The sequence below is a fragment of the Streptomyces tendae genome, from assembly GCF_014650435.1.
Classification (GTDB): Bacteria; Actinomycetota; Actinomycetes; order Streptomycetales; family Streptomycetaceae; genus Streptomyces; species Streptomyces tendae.
The window spans coordinates 554,309-573,483 of the sequence record NZ_BMUY01000001.1 but is presented as its reverse complement, the minus strand read 5'-3'; the positions used below and the strand labels follow the sequence as shown (position 1 = coordinate 573,483).

Sequence of the window (19,175 nt, the reverse complement as noted above, 5' to 3'; positions counted from 1 at the left end):
ACCGGCGGACCGACCCGGACCAGCACCAGAACACCAGCGGACCACAGGGGGACACGGCCACGTGACCGGCACCGACCACGACCTCACACTCACTCTCACCCCGCCCGAGCCCGTCGCTCCCGTACCGCGCGAGCGGGCCGGCGGCCTCGTGCCCCTCGACGACGCGACCCGCGCGGACATGGCCCGCAAGGCCGCCGCCTACGTGGACGGACTCGCCGCGCTCGACGCCCGCTCGCCCGAGTTCGCCGGCAAGGTCGGCGAGATCACCGGCCTCGGTGCCGCCGAGATGCGCACCGCGGCCGCCCAGTCCAACCGCATGCTGGAACGCACGGTGCGCAGCCTGCCCGACAAGGGCGACGACGCCCAGACCCGGGTGGCGGGCTCCCTGGTGGAGCTGCGGCGCGTGGTGGAGGACCTGGACCCGCGCGACCTGCCCGCGTCGAAGGGCCGCAAGCTCCTGTCGCGGCTGCCCGGCGGCAACCGGCTGCGCGACCACGTCGCCAAGTACGCCTCCGCCCAGGGCACCCTGAACCGGATCGTCGGCTCGCTGCGCGGCGGCCAGGACGAACTGCGGCGCGACAACGCGGCGTTGCAGACCGAGCGGGTCCGGCTGTGGGAGACCATGGGCAAGCTCCAGGAGTACGTCGTGCTCACCGAGGCCCTCGACACGGCCGTGCAGGAGCACGTCGCCGGTGTCGAACCGGGCGACCCGCAGGCCGCCGACGCCCTGCGCGCGGACGTCCTCTTCCCGGTCCGGCAGAAGCACCAGGACCTGCTCACCCAGCTCGCGGTGTGCGCCCAGGGCTACCTCGCGATGGACGTCGTGCGCCGCAACAACGAGGAGCTGGTCAAGGGCGTCGACCGGGCGGCCACGACCACCGTGTCGGCCCTGCGGATCTCCGTGATGCTGGCCACCGCGCTCGACCACCAGAAGAAGGTGATCGAGCAGGTCGACGCGTTGCGCGGGACGACGGAGGACCTGGTCCGGGGCAACGCGGAGATGCTCGCCACCCAGACCGGCGACATCCAGCGCATCGCCGCCGATCCCGCGGTGGGCGCGGAGACCCTGCGCGCCGCCTTCCAGCAGATCTACCGCACCCTCGACACCATCGACTCCTACAAGGCCCAGGCGACGGAGGCGATGGCGGCGACCGTGGAGTCCCTCACCGGTGAACTCCGGCACGCGAACGCGTACCTGGAGCGCAGCCGTTCCCGGGGCGCCCTGGACTCCTCCCGGGACGGGGGCCTCGCATGAGACACGGCCGCCGCACCGGACGCGCCCTCGCCGTCTGCCTCACCGCGCTCGCCCTCCTCACCGCCTGCACCTCGCACGGGGACGGCGACGGGGCGGACGGGGCGTCGACCCCGGGGGTCGCGGGCAGCGCCGAGCCGGGCACCCTGCGCGTCCTCGCCTCCAGCGAGCTGAGCGACCTGCGGCCGGTGCTCGACCGGGTCCGCGAGGAGACCGGCCTCACCGTCCGGCTCACCCCCATCGGCACCCTCGACGCCGTCGACCTGCTGGCGAAGGGCGGGACGGACGGGACGTACGACGCGGTGTGGCTGTCCTCCAACGACTCGCTGCGGCTGCGCCCCGAGGCGGCCGGGCGGATCGTCTCCGAGACGCCGGTGATGGCCAGCCCGGTCGCGATCGGCGTCAAGGACGCCACCGTCCGGCGGCTGGGCTGGCGGCCCGGGTCGGTCACCTGGTCCCAGGTCGAGCAGGCCGTCGCCGACGGGAAACTCACCTACGGCATGACCGACCCGGCCCGCTCCAACTCCGGCTTCGCCACCCTCGTCTCGGTCGCCTCCGCGTTGTCCGGCGCCCAGTCCGCGCTCACCGACGCGGACGTGGCGAAGGCGACGCCCAGGCTTCGGGAGTTCTTCACCGGGCAGCAGCTGACCTCGGGTTCGTCGGGCTGGCTGGCTGCGGCGTACGAGCGGCGCGGGAACGTGGACGCGCTGCTGAACTACGAGTCCGTCCTCATGGGCATCCCGGGCCTCACCGTGATCCGCCCCACCGACGGCGTCCTCACCGCCGACTACCCGCTCTCCACGCTCGCGTCGACGGACGGCTCGACCCGCGGCGACGTCCGACGCCTCGCCGAGGCGCTGCGCACGCCGGAGATCCAGCGGGAGATCACCCGCACCACCCACCGCCGCCCGGTCCTCACCTCCGTGCCGCCCGCGGCGGGGCTGGACACGAGCCGACGGCGCGAACTGCCCTCCCCCGGCTCGCGCTCCGTCGCCGACGGACTGCTCGACGCGTACGAGAACGAGCTGCGCCGCCCGTCCCGGACGGTGTACGTCCTCGACACGTCCGGCTCGATGGCGGGCGAGCGGCTGACCCGGCTGAAGACCGCGCTCACCACCCTCACCGGCGACTTCCGCGACCGCGAGGAGGTGACGCTGATGCCGTTCGGCTCGGACGTGAAGCGGGTGGCGACCCATGTGGTGGACCCGGCCGACCCCGAATCCGGTCTCGAGGGCATCCGCCGGGACACCGCGCGCCTGACCGCCGAGGGCGACACCGCGGTCTACACCTCGCTGGAGAAGGCGTACGACCATCTCGGCGGCGGGCGGGACGCGTTCACGTCGATCGTGCTGATGACGGACGGCGAGAACACCACCGGCACCGACGCGGCCGGCTTCGACCGCTTCTACGAGGCGCTGAGCGGGGAGCGGCAGGAGATCCCGGTGTTCCCCATCCTGTTCGGCGACTCGGACCGCGCGGAGCTGACGCACATCGCCGAGCTCACCGGTGGCCGGCTCTTCGACGCGCAGCGGGGGTCGCTGGACGGCGCCTTCGAGGAGATCCGTGGCTACCAGTAGGGGCGGCGGCCGGGTCGTCGCGTACCTGGAGTCCCGCAAGAACCTGACCGGCAGCGCCTGCGGGCTGACGGGCGTCGTGCTGACCTTCACGGGCGTGGCAGGACCGTACTGGCCGGTGGTCGTCGCCGGCCTGTACGGCGCCGGTGCGCTGCTCGCCCCGCCGGAGCGGCCCGCGCCGCCCGACTTCCCGGACCCCTCGGCCCAGCTGGAGGAGGTGCGCGGCGACTTCGGCCGGCTGCGCGACTACCTGGCGGACGTGGAGCTGCCGCCGGCCGCCGAGGGACGGCTGGCCGAGTTGTCCGGGCTGCTGGCCGGGCTGCTGGAGCCCGGCTGGGTCGCCGAGGTGCTGGCGGCCGACCCGGAGGGCCTGCACGCGGTGTCGCGTGCGGTGCGGCAGGACGTGCCGGAGGCGGTGGACGCGTATGTGCGGACCCGCTGGTGGACGCGGATGACGCCGGGGCAGGAGCCGCCGGAGCGGCATCTGGAGCGGCAGTTGACGCTGCTGCGGGAGGAGGCGGAGCGGCTGACGGACCGGCTGCGGGACGCCGAGGCCCGGCGGCAGGAGTCGCACACCCGGTACCTGGAGGACCGCTCGGAGCGCTGACCGCCGTACCGGCCGCGATGCCGGGCGGGCCCGGACGTGTCGAAGGGCCGGGTCCGTCGCACGCCGTTGTGCGGGAACCCGGCCCGAGCGGGGCTTCCCCGCGCTCCGGGGTGCGAAGAGCTACTGGAGCGCGGGGAGACCCCCTACGTGACCGGCCTTCGTGACGACTTCGCGGGTCAGGGCTAGTCGGACCGGCCACGGAGATGGGTGGGGACGGTGCTCAGCCCAGGCGCCGCACCAGGGCCCGGTACTGGTCCCACAGTTCGGCGGGCGTGTGGTCGCCGAAGGTGTTCAGGTGCTCGGGGACGAGTGCCGCCTCCTCGCGCCAGACCTCCTTGTCCACGCTGAGCAGGAACTCCAGGTCGGCGTCGGCGAGGTCGAGTCCGTCGGTGTCCAGGGACTCCTTGGTCGGCAGCACGCCGATCGGGGTCTCGACGCCGTCCGCCTTGCCCTCCAGACGCTCGACGATCCACTTCAGGACGCGGCCGTTCTCGCCGAAGCCGGGCCAGACGAACCGGCCCGCGTCGTCCTTGCGGAACCAGTTGACGTAGTAGATCTTCGGCAGCTTGGACTGGTCCTTGTCCTTGGCCACGTCGACCCAGTGCCCCATGTAGTCGCCCATGTTGTAGCCGCAGAACGGCAGCATGGCGAAGGGGTCCCGGCGCAGCTCGCCGACCTTGCCCTCGGCGGCGGCGGTCTTCTCGGAGGCCACGTTGGCGCCGAGGAAGACGCCGTGGTTCCAGTCGAAGGACTCGGTGACCAGGGGTACGGCGGTGGCGCGGCGCCCGCCGAAGAGGATCGCGGAGATCGGCACGCCCCTGGGGTCCTCCCACTCCGGCGCGATGATCGGGCACTGCGCGGCGGGCGTGGTGAAACGGGCGTTGGGGTGCGCGGCCGGGGTACCGGACTCGGGCGTCCAGTCGTTGCCCTTCCAGTCGGTGAGGTGGGCCGGGGTCTCCTCGGTCATGCCCTCCCACCACACGTCGCCGTCGTCGGTGAGGGCGACGTTGGTGAAGACCGAGTTGCCCCACAGGGTCTTCATGGCGTTGGCGTTGGTGTGCTCACCGGTGCCGGGCGCGACGCCGAAGAAGCCCGCCTCGGGGTTGATGGCGTACAGGCGGCCGTCCTCGCCGAAGCGCATCCAGGCGATGTCGTCGCCGATGGTCTCCACGGTCCAGCCGGAGATCGTGGGCTCCAGCATGGCGAGGTTGGTCTTGCCGCAGGCGGACGGGAAGGCGGCGGCGACGTACTTGGGCGCGCCGGTGGGCGGGGTCAGCTTCAGCACCAGCATGTGCTCGGCGAGCCAGCCCTCGTCGCGGGCCATGACGGAGGCGATGCGCAGGGCGTAGCACTTCTTGCCGAGCAGGGCGTTGCCGCCGTAGCCGGAGCCGTAGGACCAGATCTCGCGGTCCTCGGGGAAGTGCGAGATGTACTTGGTGCTGTTGCAGGGCCAGGGGACGTCCGCCTGGCCGGGCTCCAGCGGGGCGCCGACGGAGTGCACGGCCTTGACGAAGAAGCCCGTCTCGCCCAGCTCGTCCAGGACCGGCTGTCCCATGCGGGTCATGGTGCGCATCGAGGCCGCGACGTACGCGGAGTCGGTGATCTCGACGCCGAGCGCGGAGAGCGGGGAGCCGAGGGGGCCCATGCAGAAGGGCACGACGTACATGGTCCGGCCGCGCATGGAGCCGCGGAACAGCCCGCCTTCTCCCTGGTCACCACGGAAGATCTCCCGCATCTCGGCGGGGTCCTTCCAGTGGTTGGTGGGCCCGGCGTCCTCCTCCTTGGCGGAGCAGATGAAGGTCCGGTCCTCGACGCGCGCGACGTCGGTGGGGTCGGAGGCCGCGTAGTACGAGTTGGGGCGCTTGATCGGGTCGAGTTTGCGGAAGGTGCCCTTCTCGACGAGCTCCCCGCACAGGCGCTCGTACTCGGCCTCGGATCCGTCGCACCAGACCACTGCGTCCGGCTGGGTCAGTTCGGCGATCTCGTTCACCCACGAGATCAGTTCCTGGTGGTTGGTGGGGACGGGGGGAGCCGCGATGTCGCGCGCCACGATTGCTCCTAGATGAGGGGTTTTTTGTTGGAGGCCCCGTGGGGGCTGCGACCCGGACGCGTGACGTGTGCCTCGTGGGCGCTCATCCGGTGTCGACCGCACTCATTTGATCATCCGACGAGAGCGCCCATCTGTCCAGAGGGCGTCACAACTGAGCGGCGTGAGGATCGCCACGTACCCGCGTCGGAGGTGCCCCACCGGGTCCCCCGTGAGACGATGGCCACTCGCCGTTCGTCATACGTCCGTACTGATACGTAACTTACGGAACCGTAGGTACGATGCGCCTATGACTGCGTCCGTCCCCGACGCGCCCAGGGACCTGCCGGCCGGCGGCCGCGGGCCCGTGGCGCTCTCCCTCCCGCATCCGGTCAAGCCGAAGCTGCGCGGCTGGCTGCACCTCGGCATGTTCCCCGCCGTCCTGATCGCCGGTCTGGTGCTCACCGCGCTCGCCGAGACGTCCGAGGCCCGCATAGCCTGCGGTGTCTACGTCCTCACCGCCTGCCTGCTGTTCGGCGTCAGCGCGCTCTACCACCGGGGCGACTGGAGCCCGCGCATGGACGGCGTACTGCGCCGCCTCGACCACGCCAACATCTTCCTGATCATCGCGGGCACCTACACCCCGCTCACGATGCTGCTGCTGCCCGGCGCCAAGGGCGAGTGGCTGCTGTGGGGCATCTGGGCGGCCGCCGCGGCCGGGATCGTCTTCCGCGTCTTCTGGGTCGGCGCCCCGCGCTGGCTCTACACCCCCTGCTACCTCGCCATGGGCTGGGCGGCCGTCTTCTACCTGCCCGAGTTCATGCGGGCCGGCGGCATCGCCGTCCTCGTCCTGGTGATCGTCGGCGGTCTGCTCTACAGCGCGGGCGGCGTGATCTACGGCCTCAAGCGTCCCAACCCGTCACCGCGCTGGTTCGGCTTCCACGAGGTCTTCCACTCCTTCACGCTGGCCGCCTTCATCGCGCACTACGTGGGGATCTCGCTGGTCGCGTACTAGCCACCGCGCCGTGGCCGACAATGGCCGTATGGCCGCCGCACGTTCCGCCCTCTCTCCCGTCGACGTCCCGCGGCCCGGGCTGCGGGAACGGAAGAAGACCAAGACCCGTGAGGCGATCCGCGCCGCGACCTACGGGCTGATCCGGCAGCAGGGGTACGCGGCCACGACGGTCGAGCAGATAGCCGAGCGCGCCGAGGTGTCGCCGTCGACCGTGCTGCGCTACTTCCCGACCAAGGAGGACATCGTCCTCACGGACGAGTACGACCCGGTCATGGCCGCGGAACTGGCCGCCCGGCCCGCGGGCGAGCCGTGGTCGGCCTCCCTGCGGCACGTCCTGCGCAAGGCGCTCGACCTCGGCGCGGGCGAGGAGGCCGAGCTGACCCGGCTGCGGACGCGGCTGCTGGCCGAGGTGCCCGCGGTGCGCTCGCGCATGCTGGAGAACATGTCGGCCACCGGCCGGGTGCTCGCCCGCGCCATCGCCGAGCGCACCGGCCTCGACCCGGCCGGCCTCGAGGTCAGGATCGTGTCGATGTCCCTGGTCGGCGGCCTGATGGAGGTCTCGCGGTACTGGGCCGAGCACGACCACGAGGAGAACCTGGCCGAGCTGGTCGACCGCGCCCTGGACGCCCTGGAGAACGGGCTGCCCGCCCTCCGGGAAAGCCACCCGGAGGACCAGCGGGAGGACCACCGGGGATGCCACCTCGAGGGCCGTCGGGAAGGCCCTCGAAAAGACTGAGGCCCGGGCCCTGCCCCGTGGCATCCTGACCCGGTGAACGGTCCCGAGATCCACGTCGAGTTCGCCCCCGAACTGCACCTGTTCGTCCCGCGCGCCCGCGCCACCGGCGCCGCCCGCACGGCCACCGACGGCGTCTCCACCCTCGGCCATCTCGTCGAGTCCCTCGGGGTTCCGCTGACCGAGGTCGGCGCCCTGCTCGTCGACGGCCGCGAGGTCCCGGCCGGCCACATCCCGGCGGGCGGCGAGTCGGTGCGCGTACAGCCTGTCCAGCACCCCCAGCGGGTCCCCGGCGCTCCACTGCGGTTCCTGCTCGACGTGCACCTCGGCACCCTCGCCCGCCGGCTGCGGCTGCTCGGCGTGGACACGGCGTACGAGTCGACGGACCTCGGCGACCCGGCGCTCGCCGCGCTGTCCGCGGCCGAGAAGCGGGTCCTGCTCAGCCGCGACCGCGGACTGCTGCGCCGCCGCGAGCTGTGGGCCGGCGCCTACGTGTACAGCACCCGCCCCGAGGAGCAGCTCCAGGAGGTCCTGGACCGGTTCCGGCCCGAGCTGAGCCCGTGGACACGGTGCACCGCCTGCAACGGACTGCTCAGGGCGGCCACCAAGGACGAGGTGGCGGAGCAGCTCAAGGGCGGCACGCAGCGGTCGTACGACGTCTTCGCCCAGTGCACCGCCTGCGGCCGCGCCTACTGGCGGGGCGCGCACCACGAGCAGCTGGAGGCGATCGTGGAGCGCGCGGTGAGCAGAACCCGGGACGCCTGAGCGGGCCGTCTCAGCCGGTCGGGGCGGCGCCCAGTGCGTCGCGCAGCCGGGCCGGGTCGGTGGTCGGTGCGTCGCAGGTGAAGTTCCGGCAGACGTACGCGGCCGGTGCCCCGCCCACCAGGGGCCGGTCGGCGAGCAGCGGGAACTCGTCGCTCCCCTCGGTGCCGAAGGCGACGACCGCCCCGGGCGCGGTCCCGAGCAGCGCCGTACGGTGCAGCCCGCGCGCGGCGGCGTCGGCCGGCTCCGCGGCGACCACGGCGACCTCGCGCGGGCCGTCGAGCAGCGCCTCGGCTGCCGCAAGCCCCCAGCCGATGAAGCGCGGGACGCGCGGGCCGAGCGCCTTCACCACACCGAGGGCGCGTTCGGCGGCGGTGCGGTGCGGCTCCGAGCCGGTGTGGGCGGCGTACGAGAGCAGGGCGCCCGCGGCGGCGCTCCAGCCGGACGGGGTGGCGTTGTCGGTGGGGTCCTGCGGGCGGCGGATCAGCTGCTCGGCGTCGGCCGCGGTGTCGTACAGCGAGCCGGACTCGTCCGTGAAGCGGGTGAGGACGTGGTCGAGCAGGAAGCCCGCGAAGTCCAGCCAGACGCCCTCCCCGGTGACCGACGCCAGCGCGAGGAAGCCCTCGGCCACGTCGGCGTAGTCCTCCAGCACCCCGGCGTTGGCACCGGCCCGGCCGTCCTTGCTGGTGCGGGTGAGCCTGACCTGCTCGTCCAGGTGCAGGCGCACCAGCAGGTCGGCGGCGGCGACGGCGGCCTCGACGAGGTCGGGGCGCTCGAAGTAGGCGCCGGTCTCGGCGAGCGCGGCGATCGCCAGGCCGTTCCAGGCGGCGACCACCTTGTCGTCCCGGCCCGGGGCGGGGCGACCGTCCCGCGCGGCGAGCAGCCGCTCCCGTACCGACGCGACCCGCGCGGCGTCGAAGACGCCTTCCTGCTGCGGCAGTTGCAGCACCGAGGCGCCGTGCTCGAAGGTGCCCTCCTCGGTCACGCCGAAGTACTGCGCGGCCAGCTCCGCGTCCTCGGCGCCGAGGACCTCGGTGAGCTGGGCGGGCGTCCACACGTAGTAGGCGCCCTCGACGTGCCGTCCGGTCCCGTCGTCGCTGTCGGCGTCCAGCGCGGAGGCGAACCCGCCCTCGGCGGTGCGCAGTTCCCGCACCATGAAGTCGGCGGTCTCCAGCGCGACCCGGCGGGCCAGGTCGGAGCCGGTGGTCCGCCACAGGTGGGCGTACACGCGGCACAGCAGCGCGTTGTCGTACAGCATCTTCTCGAAGTGCGGCACGACCCACTCGCGGTCCACGGAGTAGCGGGCGAAGCCGCCGCCCAGCTGGTCGTAGATGCCGCCGCGGGCCATCCGCTCGCAGGTGTCGGCCGCCATCTGGAGGGCGCCCTCGGCGCCGGTGCGGGCGTGGTGGCGCAGCAGGAACTCGATCGCCATGGACGGCGGGAACTTCGGCGCCCCGCCGAACCCGCCGCGCTCGGCGTCGTACTCCCGGGTGAGTCCGAGCAGTGCCTGCCCGAGCTGCTCCTCGCCCGGCGCCTCGGCGTCGCCGTAGGAGATCTCCCGCCCGGCGAGATCCCGCACGATCTTCCCGGCGACCTCGTCGACCTCGCCGCGCCGCTCGGCCCACGCCTGCTGGACGCCCTGGAGCACCTGGCGGAAGGAGGGCATGCCGTGGCGGGGTTCGGGCGGGAAGTAGGTGCCGAAGTAGAAGGGCTCCGCGTCCGGCGTGAGGAACACGGTCATGGGCCAGCCGCCCTGCCCGGTGGCCGCCTGCACGGCCTCCATGTACACGGCGTCGATGTCGGGCCGCTCCTCGCGGTCGACCTTGACGCTCACGAAGTGCGAGTTGAGGTACTCGGCGGTGGGCCCGTCCTCGAACGACTCGTGCGCCATGACGTGGCACCAGTGACACGTAGAGTATCCGACCGACAATAGAACGGGTACATCGCGCCGTTTCGCTTCTTCGAACGCCTCGGGTCCCCACGGCCACCAGTCGACCGGATTGTCGGCATGCTGAAGCAGATAAGGCGAGGTCACACCAGCCAACCGGTTCATACGCCCAGGCTCTCACACCACACGCGCCTAGCCTGCGGAACCCGCATGCCCCGTCCGCCTGCCCGACGTGCGTCCGTCCACCGTTGCTCGGTGTGAGGCTATGTCCAACCCCCAGCAGGGCGGCATAGATGCGCACCACGATGCGGGAGACATGGTGCACAACGACATCGCGCATCCCCGCACACCAGAGCCAAGCGTTGGTCTCGCCGAACTACCGCAGAACCCCGGCAGCAACGGTTCGGAAAGGACCAGATGTGTCCCGCGCCGAATCCAGCGCACGGGCTCGGAAACCGAGGAAGGAGTGAGTGATGTCTGGCCCTCGCTTCCTGCCGCCCCCTCCGGGGCACCGAACCACGGCAAAGTGACGTAACCACACGGGGTTGCGTCGAGTCGCTTGTCGTCGAGTCAAGGGCGGCAACATCGTGTCGTGACCTCGAGGCTGCCCCCAAGGCTGAACCCGCTGCCCCTCACTCGGTGTCGATATCGGCCTCCCCGACCTCCTTATCCGCCGACTTGATGCCCAGACCCTCGATGAACTGCCGCTCCCGCGCGGCCAGCTCACTCTGGCGCGCCAGAATGAATTCGGTGAACTCGTCGGACTTGAGGTGCTCGATGGACGCGAGACTGACTCCGTGTGAGTCCAGGATATCGGTCCTCCCCTCCTCCGCGAGTCTGATGAGCGCCTGCCGGATCGACACGCCTGGCGGTGTCGTCATGACGATCCTGTTAGCGGGACTGGACGCCCCCGGAACCCCACTCTGAGTAATGATGTGTCGATAAGTTTCGGTGTGTGCCGTCGCGAGCTGCTCCAGTACGTTGACGGTGCCGCCGTCGAGGTTCTTCCGCTCCGGAAACGTCTGCAGATCCCACAGGAGGTAGGCGCGTACACGCGCGCTGCGCAGGTCGAAACGCTCGGGAAAGGAACGGGCCCGCTCACCGGAGTAGCTGAGCCCACCCTTGCCCTGCGCGAAGGCCTTCATCTCCGTAATGAAGTTCCGGACCTGGGTGGTTGTGGATCCTGCGAAGGTGCCTGCCAGCGACGTTGTCCAGAACCAGTTTCGGAGCTTGACCCGCTGCTCCACTTCGACCTTGTCGGAGAAGTGGAAGAAGACGGCGAGCAGCATAATCTGGATGTTGTACGGAACCAAGCGGGCCAGCGGAACCCGGACCTCGTCCCGCAAGAACTCGACCACCTGCTGGATGATCAGGTCGGTGTCCATCACTGCGGTCATGAGCTGGTCTTGGACCTTGCGGGCCATCGTCTCCCAGGATGTGTCCCGCTGCACGTCCTCCTCGCCAGACAGTGCAAGGACGGTCTGAAAGATCGTCATGATCGGGATCTCGCCAAAGCCAGAAGCGGCGACCCGTCCCTTGATCTCCTCCATCTTGTCGCTGAGCGTCTCCGAGCCGATGGTCCCGTAGGTCAGAGCGGAGACCATCTGGTCGGGACGCATCTTCTGGCCACTGCTGTTGATCCTGGAAAAGACCTCGATGGCCTGCCGGAGAGTGCCGCCCTCCATGCGCACCACGGAAACCTTGTAGTTCTTCACCCGCTTCGCGATGCGCTCGCTCTCCGTTGTGAGGCGGTCGGCCTCCTCACGGGAGGCGGAAACATCGGACAGCTTCCGTGCGTATTCGAGGAAGTCCAGGGTCCCCAGCACGGACCGCATGGGCAGGTAGTGGCTGGGCACCTTTTCGGCACTCTTCCAGTGGCGGTAGCGCAAACCGTCATTGTCCGATCGGACGAGCGGCCGGTAGACCCACCACATCCAGTCCTCCTGCCGCGTAGATTGCGGAGCATCGGCTGAGCGATGGAGGACGCCGAAGAGCGTCGAGAGCCGCTGATGGCCGTCCAGCACATAGGCGACCTTCGCACCCTCTGGCGGCGGCGGAATCCTGCGCCCACCGATGGTATCGAGGCTCTCGAGTGGCATGGTGGTCTCCCAGATGAGCAGGCTTCCCATCGGATAGCCGCGCTCCATGCTGTCGAAAAGCTGCAGCATCTGCTCCGGACGCCACAGGAAAGGGCGCTGGAACTTCGGCACTCGCAGTTCACCCTGTGAAATCCGCTCCAGCACCTGCTCCAGGAAGTGGACCTCAGGCACCACCGAGATATCCTTGACCACTTCGACATCTCCCATACTCAGATTACACCCCGAATTGTTTCGAACATCGATTTCAATTCCTCTTTCACCCCGGGACCCAGGCCATCCAAGTCACGGTCCGATATGCCGCCGCGTAGTACCTCTTGAAGGAACAGACCTGGCAAGTCCGTCCCGAATCCCTCCTGAAGGGTGACGAGATCCCGCTCCGCCACTTCGTCGTACAGGTCCCCGTGACGCGGGGGAATGATATAGGTCGCGCCCGTTTTCCCGGAGTGCCGCGACTTGCGGTCGAGGCCCCCCCTCGGTTTCCCTTTAAATCCGTGCTTCATATCGAAGTGGGCGCGCTGCTCGGGCGAGAGTTTCTTGAGGGACTCCAGGCGCTTGGCCATGGACGACATCCCAACAGTCTTCTTCGGCTGGCGGGCCAAGACCCGGTTGGGAATGTAGTTCTCCATCTCCCGAAAACTGAGGACATGCGAACTGACGCCTTCGCGGGCCGCAGCTTCGGCCTTCTCATGATTGCCGGTCCGGTCCGCAGGGTGGAAACTGTCGCTATCTATGACTAGAACTACACGCTTGGTCCTGGAGAACTGTGCGACCTGGTCGACTGCATGCTGGGTCGCGCCATCCTTGCCGCCTCCGTTGTACACACCGAGGCGACTGCCGTTCTTGGCGTCGATAACGTCCTCACAGCCCAACAGGCGCGCGAGCGCCTCGATCATCTGCCAGTCGTAGATCGCGTTCTCCACAACCAGCACAGCCGGCCGCTCCAAGTCACGGAGGTCGGCTGCCAGCGTCTCACCGGCCACCCTGACAACCCCGGCGGTGCCTCCATGAGGCGCCCATGCCTGAGCCATGCTCGCCTTCTGCGCAAGCAGTAGGTAAATCTGTGCCAAGACCGGGACGTGACGCTCCAGGAACGCATGGACGGCGTCCACATCACGGGGAGAGATGACCCACTCGTGTCGCGCTTCCCTGAAGAACGCGATCAGCTTCAATACAAGCTCTGCGTTTTCATCGCCTTGACGACCCGTCAGCAAGTCTACAGGAATCTCAACGCGCATCGTTGATCCGATTGGCCTGGGCATCAGCGAGGGCGCGTACTTCCTCGAAATCCTCTGCGAAGACTCCCCGAGGCCAGTAATCGAGGTTGCCGAGAGCATCCACTTCGATCTTTCGCAGGGCAGCGGTCCCCTCGGCCTGCTCGACGAAGTAGATTTTCACGTCCTCCGGTGCCAGCTTCCGTTCCGCAACCCGCCGGCGGAGCCTCAGGAGAAAATTCTCGCTGTGCGTCTCCACCAGAAAACGCACCTGCGATTCCTGAACGGCATCAACATAGAGATCGGCGATCGCGGCGTGCGCCGAAGGATGAAGGTGAAGTTCGGGCTCCTCCACGATCTCGATCACAGGCCCGACGGGCGGCTCCACGCGGTCTGCGGCCCTCTGAATCACGATCGGCAGGAACTGAACCACACCGGTGCCGACGTCATCGATATGGACGACGAGATCGGGGTCGCGCAGGGAACGCAGCTTGGGGATGTACATCCCGGAACCGACGTCGGTGACTTCGAGACGCCAGCCGGGCAGAATTCTTTCCAGCAGAATGTTCACTTCACGACCGATCAGACCACGCCCGTACATCTCATCCGCCGCGAGTACACCGAAAGCCTTCTCTCCCCGATGACCGACGTTCCCCAGTGTTCTGACCGGTGACCGAAAGAATCGCTCAGGGCTCTTCCTAAACGGACCCAGATACCGAATCTCGTCTAGACCTTCCCGAAGCAGCCCGGCGACTCCGCGGACACTGCCGACGGAGTCCGGCCAGTCGGCCGGATCGGGCAGCAGCCCGCGAAACCCAACCTTGCGCTCGTGGCCGTCGACAAGATAAGTGCGCTTCTCAGACGAGTAGGCGTCCATGCCAGGGATCCAGGAGATGTTCACGACCTCAGACCTGCAGGAGATCGCCAACGAGGAAACTAGCTGCATTCCCTGGTTGGCAATGTTCTGGACCTCGGCGTTGACACTGACGACCCCGCCGTCATCGATGCCGATCGATGCGCCCAGTCGAATATGCCCGTGTGGTGACGAGCCGTGGATCAGATCGGCGAACGAAGGAGTGATGCCTTGGACCAAGTCCAGGTCCAGAGGGTACGGGGAGTCGCCGCGGATACCGATTGACAGAAGCGGGAGCGCTCGCACGACGGCACTCTTACCGGAATTGTTTCGCCCCAGCACGACGGTGATCTTCCCGAGCTCCATCTCCTGCTTCTCTCTGAAGCAGCGATAGTTCTCCAGCGAGAACCTCTCCAACGACACCTGGGCTCCGTTCGCTCACACCATGTCCGGCGCACGCCGCCCCAACGGAGCGTCTGCGCGGTTGCGGCAATACTCTCAGACGGTGGAAGCACGGGACCCGAGGTTCGCTCTTCCCACTGCGTAGACGCCCAACAACCGCGTGGGAGTTCCAGCTACCCGGCAAGACCGTGAGCCTCTGGACAACAACCCTCTCGGCGGCAGAGGTGCTGTGCACGGCTGCGGCATGAGCTCCAGGAAGAGCGCCGGGGCGATCAGCTTCCCCAGAGCCACGGGCGAGCCCAGCCCCGGGGCCTCCTGGTGAGGGGTACGGCGTCAATCACCCGCAGCTAGCAACAGCTCCGCCCCTGACGCGGCTTCCTCCGGGTGTCTCAACTCGCGGCCCGCTCGGGCCCGGCATGTCCACCTCTCAGATAGCCACCAGCCTCTGGGTGTGTCACCCGTGCTTCAGACGGACGCAAAATCGGCGAACTACTCAGTTGACGAGTTCACTGGCACCAGTGGCACGCGCTGTAGCCGACGCTCAGCAGCACAGGAACACCGCGCCGCCGGGCTTCCTCGAACGCCTCGGCCTCCCACGGCCACCAGTCGACCGGGTTGTCCGCGTGCTGAAGGAGGTAGGGGGACGTGGCATCGGCCAGGCGGTTCACCATGCGGTCAATATCGCAGCACCGGCCGCGGGAACCCCGAAACCGGAACGGGCTGGCGGGGACGGGTTCCCTACCGTCCCGCCGCACGCGCCGCGGCGGCGGGTCAGGGGCGAGCAGGACAGCAAACCCCCATTCCTACTTCTTGTGCAAGTGACAGTAACGAAGTACCGTGCGTGTTATGCAAGATGACGCTTGGTCACCGCCTTCTGTACTGCTGACGGTCGATCTCGTGATCCTGACGCTGCGGCAAGGCGACCTGCACATCCTCCTGGTGGAGCGGGGCGAGGATCCCTTCCGGGGCATGCTCGCCCTCCCCGGAGGATTCCTGAATCACGACGGCGAGGAGATTCTGGATGCCGCCCACCGCGAACTGAACGAGGAAACGGCCCTGGCGTCCAGCTGGGTGCACCTTGAACAACTGGCCGTGTACGGGGACTCGGGCCGCGACCCTCGGGGCCGAGTCGTCTCCGTGGCACACCTGGCGATCGCACCGGGGCTGCCCGATCCGGTCGCCGGAACGGATGCCACCGATGCCGCATGGGTTCCCGCCGAAGCCGTGCTGTCCGGCGAAAGAGAGCTCGCCTTCGATCACCGCCGAATCGCCACGGACGGGATCGAACACGCGCGCACCAAGCTTGAATACTCGTCGCTGGCCACAGCTTTCTGCGGGGAGCAATTCACCATCGCGGAGCTGCAACAGGTGTACGAGGCCGTCTGGGGCACCGCACTCGACACCCGAAATTTCTACCGGAAGGTCCAAGCCGCGAAGGGATTCATCATCCCCGCCGGCACGGACCGGAGAACCACGGGCGGACGACCCGCTCGGCTGTACAAGGCCGGCCCGAAAACCGTGCTGGTCCCACCGCTGACCCGACCGGCACCGCCCGCGAAGGGACAGACCATGACAGGGGGAGACGAATAGATGCCAAAAGGCCCGGTGGTGATTCTCACCGCTCTCAATCTCGAGTATCAGGCCGTGCGCGAGAGGCTGGCGAGTGTGGAGGTGCACCGCCATGAGCGTGGTACGCGGTTCGAGGTGGGAACCGTGCAGGGTGCGTCGTGCCGAGTCGCACTCGGTCTGACGAGCAAGGGAAACGGTTCCGCCGCCGTGATCGCCGAACGCGCAATTCAAGAGTTCTCACCGGTTGCCGTGCTGTTCGTCGGCGTCGCCGGTGCCCTGTGGGACGCCACCAGGCTGGGTGACGTGGTGATGGCGTCACACGTGTACGCCTACCACGGGGGGACCAGCGAGGACGACGGGCTCAAGGCGCGCCCACGGGTGTGGGAGGCACCGCACGGCATCAGCCAACTCGCCTCGCACCTGGCCCGCTTGAACGACTGGGCGGATTCCGGCTCCGGTCATGAGGACGCACCTCAGGTGCGCTTCGGGGCGATCGCCGCCGGCGAGATCGTCCAGAACTCAAGGATCTCGGCGGAGGCGCAGTGGATCCGGCAGCACTACAACGACGCACTCGCCATCGAGATGGAAGCGGCCGGTGTGGCACAGGCCGGCCATCTCAATGGGGCCCCGGTAGCCATCATCCGAGGAATCAGCGACCGGGCAGACGGCACGAAGAACAGCACGGACGACCGCAACTGGCAGCCGCAGGCCGCAGCGAACGCCGCGGCGTTCGCCACCCGGCTGGCAGTGGAACTGGCGGGGGAACCGGAGAAGACCGTCGTGCCCCCAGACGACAGGGGCCATGCGGCCGACCGGTCCGACCGACAGGTCAGCAACACCGCCCATAACAGCACCGTCGGCATCATGGCGGGCACGGTCACGGGAAGCAGCGTTCACGTCAACGCGGCTCCGCGGGAGTCCGGCCCGGTGGGCCTGGTCGAGGAACTCAAGGGCTTCCGCGTGCAGCTGGGGCGCCACCACGCTCAAGGTGCCCTCGACGACGACACGTATCAGGAGGCCCTGGCCGGCCTGGACTCCGCCCTCCGGTCGGCCGGGAGGAACACGCCTGATTCGGCGAAGCGGGCGGCCATGACGCTCAGGAGGCTGCGCGGACTGGTCGCGGAGTGCCCTGCGCTGGTGGCCCAGCTGACGCCCTTGATTGCCGCAGCCGGTGACCGGGCATGAGCGACAACAACGGTGCCGCGTACAGCTCGGCCGCGTACGACTCCAACGTCGGGATCCAGGCCGGGACCGTACACAACTCCAACGTCTACTTCGTCCACCCGGACGCTTCTCCCCAGGAGAAGTACAGAGTGGGCGTGCGGCTTCTGGAGGACGGAATTCCCAGCACCGCCCGCGAAATGATTTCTGATGCGATCGCTCACAGCCACAGCGGCGCGGAGGTTCGTTTCCACTGGGTGCTCGCCATGTTCAGCGCACGCACGTACGACGACCTCAGCGCCGAAGAGGTCCAACGGCTGCGCTACGTCTCCGGGATCGTACGCAACTACCCCGAGGACGAGTGGAAGCAAGCTCTGCGTGTCACTTTCGATCTGCTGGCGGTGCTCGGCACCACGAGCGGAGAAACCGGCTCCGTACTGAAGCAGCTGCAGGACCTGCCGTCCCTCCAGCGCAACGCGATCCTTCGCCACCTCGACCTCATGCTCACCGGTGGGCTGAAGGACGACCTGTGGGCGGAGACCCTCGAACGCGCCGGGGCGGAGCGCTTCGGCAACGACCGGGCCCGGCGAGTCTGGGCCTACTTCGAGCCGCCCCCCATCGGGGCGCGGGCCACACCGCCCCGCCCGATCACCGCTGCGGCTACCGCTGCCCAGGCGGCCCTCCCGGTTCGAATCGTCCTGTTCCTGGTCAGCAGTGTGGCCCTTGTAACGCTGGCGTTGATCGAGAATCCAACCCGGGCGGCCGTCGAGTTACTGGTGGCACTCGGCGCCGGTCGCACCGCAGCCCGAGGTGGCCTCCAGTGGTGGGGCCGAGAATCCCGGCCAAACCTCGCGGTCGGGGCCGTCGTCCCGCAGCCGAACAGCCCCGCACCTGACGAGGACGGGTTCACCAAACGCGTCCGCAACAAGTTCGATCACTACTTCAGCGTCCGCACACCCCACGGGTTCACCCCGGACACTTGGCTCACACACACCAGTGATGTCCGCAGCCACCTCGCCGCCGAGATCGCGGACCTCTACCGGGAGAGTCGGACCGGTGTGGATCGGGTCACCTGGCTGATCCGGTACCTCGCCGAGGACGCCCGGAACCGCCACAACAACGGCACCCTGTTCGACCTGTACCACCGAGGCCGGACTCCGACCAGCACGAAGGTCTTGACCGTGGTAGCCCTCGCCGTTCTCGGGACCGCGGCTCTGTCGGGCTTCGTCACGGCGGTCTCGGGGGCCGAGCAACCACGGCCGCTGTGGGCGTTCCTGGCCTTGCTCGGCGCGGCCTGGTCCGGGCACGCGGCCACTCACCTGTGGCTGGAGGTGCAGCGTGAAAGACACCGAGTGACCCGCGAGACCCAGCAGTACCAGGAGCAGCTGGCTGCACGACAGATCGCGCACCAGCGCTGGAAGGCACTCCTGGACGAGACCCGCCCCAGCGAGCTGGAAATGGAGACCTGGCTCACCTGCGACAAGACGGCCTTCGTCGATGAGGCGCTGCGGCATCACCGACTCGCCTGGCGCGACCTGATCACACACACCATCCTGGTGGCCCCCGCATCCTCCTCCAAACGGGGCCGGGTCCGGGGCGGGCCATGGCGGTACTCGCACTACGTCATCCACCTGTTCCTGTTGACCCGGGACGGCATCCGAGAGATCAGCTCCGAGTTCAAGTTCTCCGACGCAACACGCAAGAACGAGCAGCGGAGCAACTACCGGTTCGACGCACTGTCCTCGGTACAGGTGACGGAGAACGTCGACGTCGGCTACGACCTGGAGCTCGTCCTCACCAACGGACCGGCGCGGAAGTTCCGTGTGAAGGACGCGGATGCCCATCAACTGGCACCGGATGAGGACGCCCAAGAGATTTCCGCGATCAGCCTCAGCGCGGCCGGCTTCACCCACACCTTCCGTCTCCTGGAAGGGATAGCGGCAGACGGGAAGGGCTGGATCGAACGACACAACCCCGACAACCTGACCCCGCTCCAGATCGCCGACTGATCCTGAGATCGAGA

14 protein-coding genes and 1 pseudogene are annotated in these 19,175 nt (G+C 68.7%); 9 read left to right on the top strand and 6 right to left on the bottom strand.

From position 1 onward, the window contains the following. Positions 1-61 precede the first annotated feature (61 nt). Genes IE258_RS02675 through IE258_RS02665 form a run of 3 tightly spaced genes read left to right on the top strand, consistent with a single transcriptional unit; the run spans position 62 to position 3,433 of the window. Positions 62-1,255, top strand: a complete 1,194-nt coding sequence (locus IE258_RS02675; RefSeq protein WP_189738401.1) for a toxic anion resistance protein — start codon at positions 62-64, stop codon at positions 1,253-1,255. Continuing rightward, complete coding sequence (locus tag IE258_RS02670; protein ID WP_189738398.1) at positions 1,252-2,829, top strand: vWA domain-containing protein; 1,578 nt, start codon at positions 1,252-1,254, stop codon at positions 2,827-2,829. Before IE258_RS02675 ends, IE258_RS02670 begins: the two co-directional genes overlap by 4 nt. Further along, on the top strand, positions 2,816-3,433 hold the full coding sequence (locus IE258_RS02665) for a hypothetical protein (RefSeq protein ID WP_189738395.1): 618 nt from the start codon (positions 2,816-2,818) through the stop codon (positions 3,431-3,433). Before IE258_RS02670 ends, IE258_RS02665 begins: the two co-directional genes overlap by 14 nt. A gap of 220 nt (positions 3,434-3,653) precedes the next feature. On the opposite strand, the gene IE258_RS02660 is transcribed toward IE258_RS02665, so the two are convergent. Further along, positions 3,654-5,483 carry a phosphoenolpyruvate carboxykinase (GTP) gene (locus IE258_RS02660; RefSeq protein WP_189738392.1) on the bottom strand — a complete coding sequence of 610 codons (1,830 nt, stop codon included), beginning with the start codon at positions 5,481-5,483 and terminating at the stop codon, positions 3,654-3,656. A gap of 286 nt (positions 5,484-5,769) precedes the next feature. On the opposite strand from IE258_RS02660, the gene trhA reads away from it, so the two are divergent. Genes trhA through IE258_RS02645 form a run of 3 tightly spaced genes read left to right on the top strand, consistent with a single transcriptional unit; the run spans position 5,770 to position 7,972 of the window. Next, entirely contained in the window at positions 5,770-6,474 is a 705-nt protein-coding gene (trhA, locus tag IE258_RS02655) for a PAQR family membrane homeostasis protein TrhA (protein WP_109033159.1), read from the top strand. Positions 6,475-6,502: 28 nt separating this feature from the next. Beyond that, a complete protein-coding gene (locus tag IE258_RS02650; RefSeq protein ID WP_189738389.1) occupies positions 6,503-7,210 on the top strand; it encodes a TetR/AcrR family transcriptional regulator in 708 nt (235 codons plus the stop codon). A 33-nt stretch (positions 7,211-7,243) separates the two neighbouring features. Further along, positions 7,244-7,972, top strand: a complete 729-nt coding sequence (locus IE258_RS02645) for a Mut7-C RNAse domain-containing protein (protein WP_189738386.1) — start codon at positions 7,244-7,246, stop codon at positions 7,970-7,972. A gap of 10 nt (positions 7,973-7,982) precedes the next feature. On the opposite strand, the gene IE258_RS02640 is transcribed toward IE258_RS02645, so the two are convergent. The 5 genes and pseudogenes from IE258_RS02640 to IE258_RS02620 form a co-directional block, all read right to left on the bottom strand. Further along, positions 7,983-10,022 carry a thioredoxin domain-containing protein gene (locus tag IE258_RS02640; protein ID WP_189738383.1) on the bottom strand — a complete coding sequence of 680 codons (2,040 nt, stop codon included), beginning with the start codon at positions 10,020-10,022 and terminating at the stop codon, positions 7,983-7,985. Between the two features lie 467 nt (positions 10,023-10,489). Continuing rightward, positions 10,490-12,163 (bottom strand): DUF262 domain-containing protein, encoded by a 1,674-nt coding sequence (locus IE258_RS02635; protein WP_189738381.1) that lies wholly within the window; start codon positions 12,161-12,163, stop codon positions 10,490-10,492. A gap of 2 nt (positions 12,164-12,165) precedes the next feature. After that, complete coding sequence (locus IE258_RS02630) at positions 12,166-13,191, bottom strand: hypothetical protein (RefSeq protein WP_189738378.1); 1,026 nt, start codon at positions 13,189-13,191, stop codon at positions 12,166-12,168. Continuing rightward, on the bottom strand, positions 13,181-14,443 hold the full coding sequence (locus IE258_RS02625) for a DUF3696 domain-containing protein (protein WP_189738375.1): 1,263 nt from the start codon (positions 14,441-14,443) through the stop codon (positions 13,181-13,183). The genes IE258_RS02630 and IE258_RS02625 overlap by 11 nt, the downstream gene beginning before the upstream one ends. Positions 14,444-14,934: 491 nt before the next feature. Beyond that, positions 14,935-15,093 (bottom strand): annotated as a pseudogene (locus tag IE258_RS02620) (DUF255 domain-containing protein); the annotation flags it as partial. 175 nt (positions 15,094-15,268) lie between these two features. On the opposite strand from IE258_RS02620, the gene IE258_RS02615 reads away from it, so the two are divergent. Genes IE258_RS02615 through IE258_RS02605 form a run of 3 tightly spaced genes read left to right on the top strand, consistent with a single transcriptional unit; the run spans position 15,269 to position 19,161 of the window. Then, positions 15,269-16,012, top strand: a complete 744-nt coding sequence (locus tag IE258_RS02615) for an NUDIX hydrolase (RefSeq protein WP_189738369.1) — start codon at positions 15,269-15,271, stop codon at positions 16,010-16,012. Next, on the top strand, positions 16,013-17,176 hold the full coding sequence (locus tag IE258_RS02610; RefSeq protein ID WP_189738366.1) for a 5'-methylthioadenosine/S-adenosylhomocysteine nucleosidase family protein: 1,164 nt from the start codon (positions 16,013-16,015) through the stop codon (positions 17,174-17,176). Continuing rightward, positions 17,173-19,161 carry a hypothetical protein gene (locus IE258_RS02605; RefSeq protein ID WP_189738363.1) on the top strand — a complete coding sequence of 663 codons (1,989 nt, stop codon included), beginning with the start codon at positions 17,173-17,175 and terminating at the stop codon, positions 19,159-19,161. Before IE258_RS02610 ends, IE258_RS02605 begins: the two co-directional genes overlap by 4 nt. The last annotated feature ends 14 nt before the right edge of the window (positions 19,162-19,175 follow it).

Excerpts from the sequence above, each read along its gene's own strand:
- IE258_RS02670 (WP_189738398.1), top strand. The coding sequence starts at position 1,252 with ATGAGACACGGCCGCCGCACCGGACGCGCCCTCGCCGTCTGCCTCACC.
- trhA (WP_109033159.1), top strand. The coding sequence starts at position 5,770 with ATGACTGCGTCCGTCCCCGACGCGCCCAGGGACCTGCCGGCCGGCGGC.
- IE258_RS02650 (WP_189738389.1), top strand. The coding sequence starts at position 6,503 with ATGGCCGCCGCACGTTCCGCCCTCTCTCCCGTCGACGTCCCGCGGCCC.
- IE258_RS02640 (WP_189738383.1), bottom strand. The coding sequence starts at position 10,022 with ATGAACCGGTTGGCTGGTGTGACCTCGCCTTATCTGCTTCAGCATGCC.
- IE258_RS02635 (WP_189738381.1), bottom strand. The coding sequence starts at position 12,163 with ATGGGAGATGTCGAAGTGGTCAAGGATATCTCGGTGGTGCCTGAGGTC.
- IE258_RS02630 (WP_189738378.1), bottom strand. The coding sequence starts at position 13,191 with ATGCGCGTTGAGATTCCTGTAGACTTGCTGACGGGTCGTCAAGGCGAT.
- IE258_RS02615 (WP_189738369.1), top strand. The coding sequence starts at position 15,269 with ATGCAAGATGACGCTTGGTCACCGCCTTCTGTACTGCTGACGGTCGAT.
- IE258_RS02610 (WP_189738366.1), top strand. The coding sequence starts at position 16,013 with ATGCCAAAAGGCCCGGTGGTGATTCTCACCGCTCTCAATCTCGAGTAT.
- IE258_RS02605 (WP_189738363.1), top strand. The coding sequence starts at position 17,173 with ATGAGCGACAACAACGGTGCCGCGTACAGCTCGGCCGCGTACGACTCC.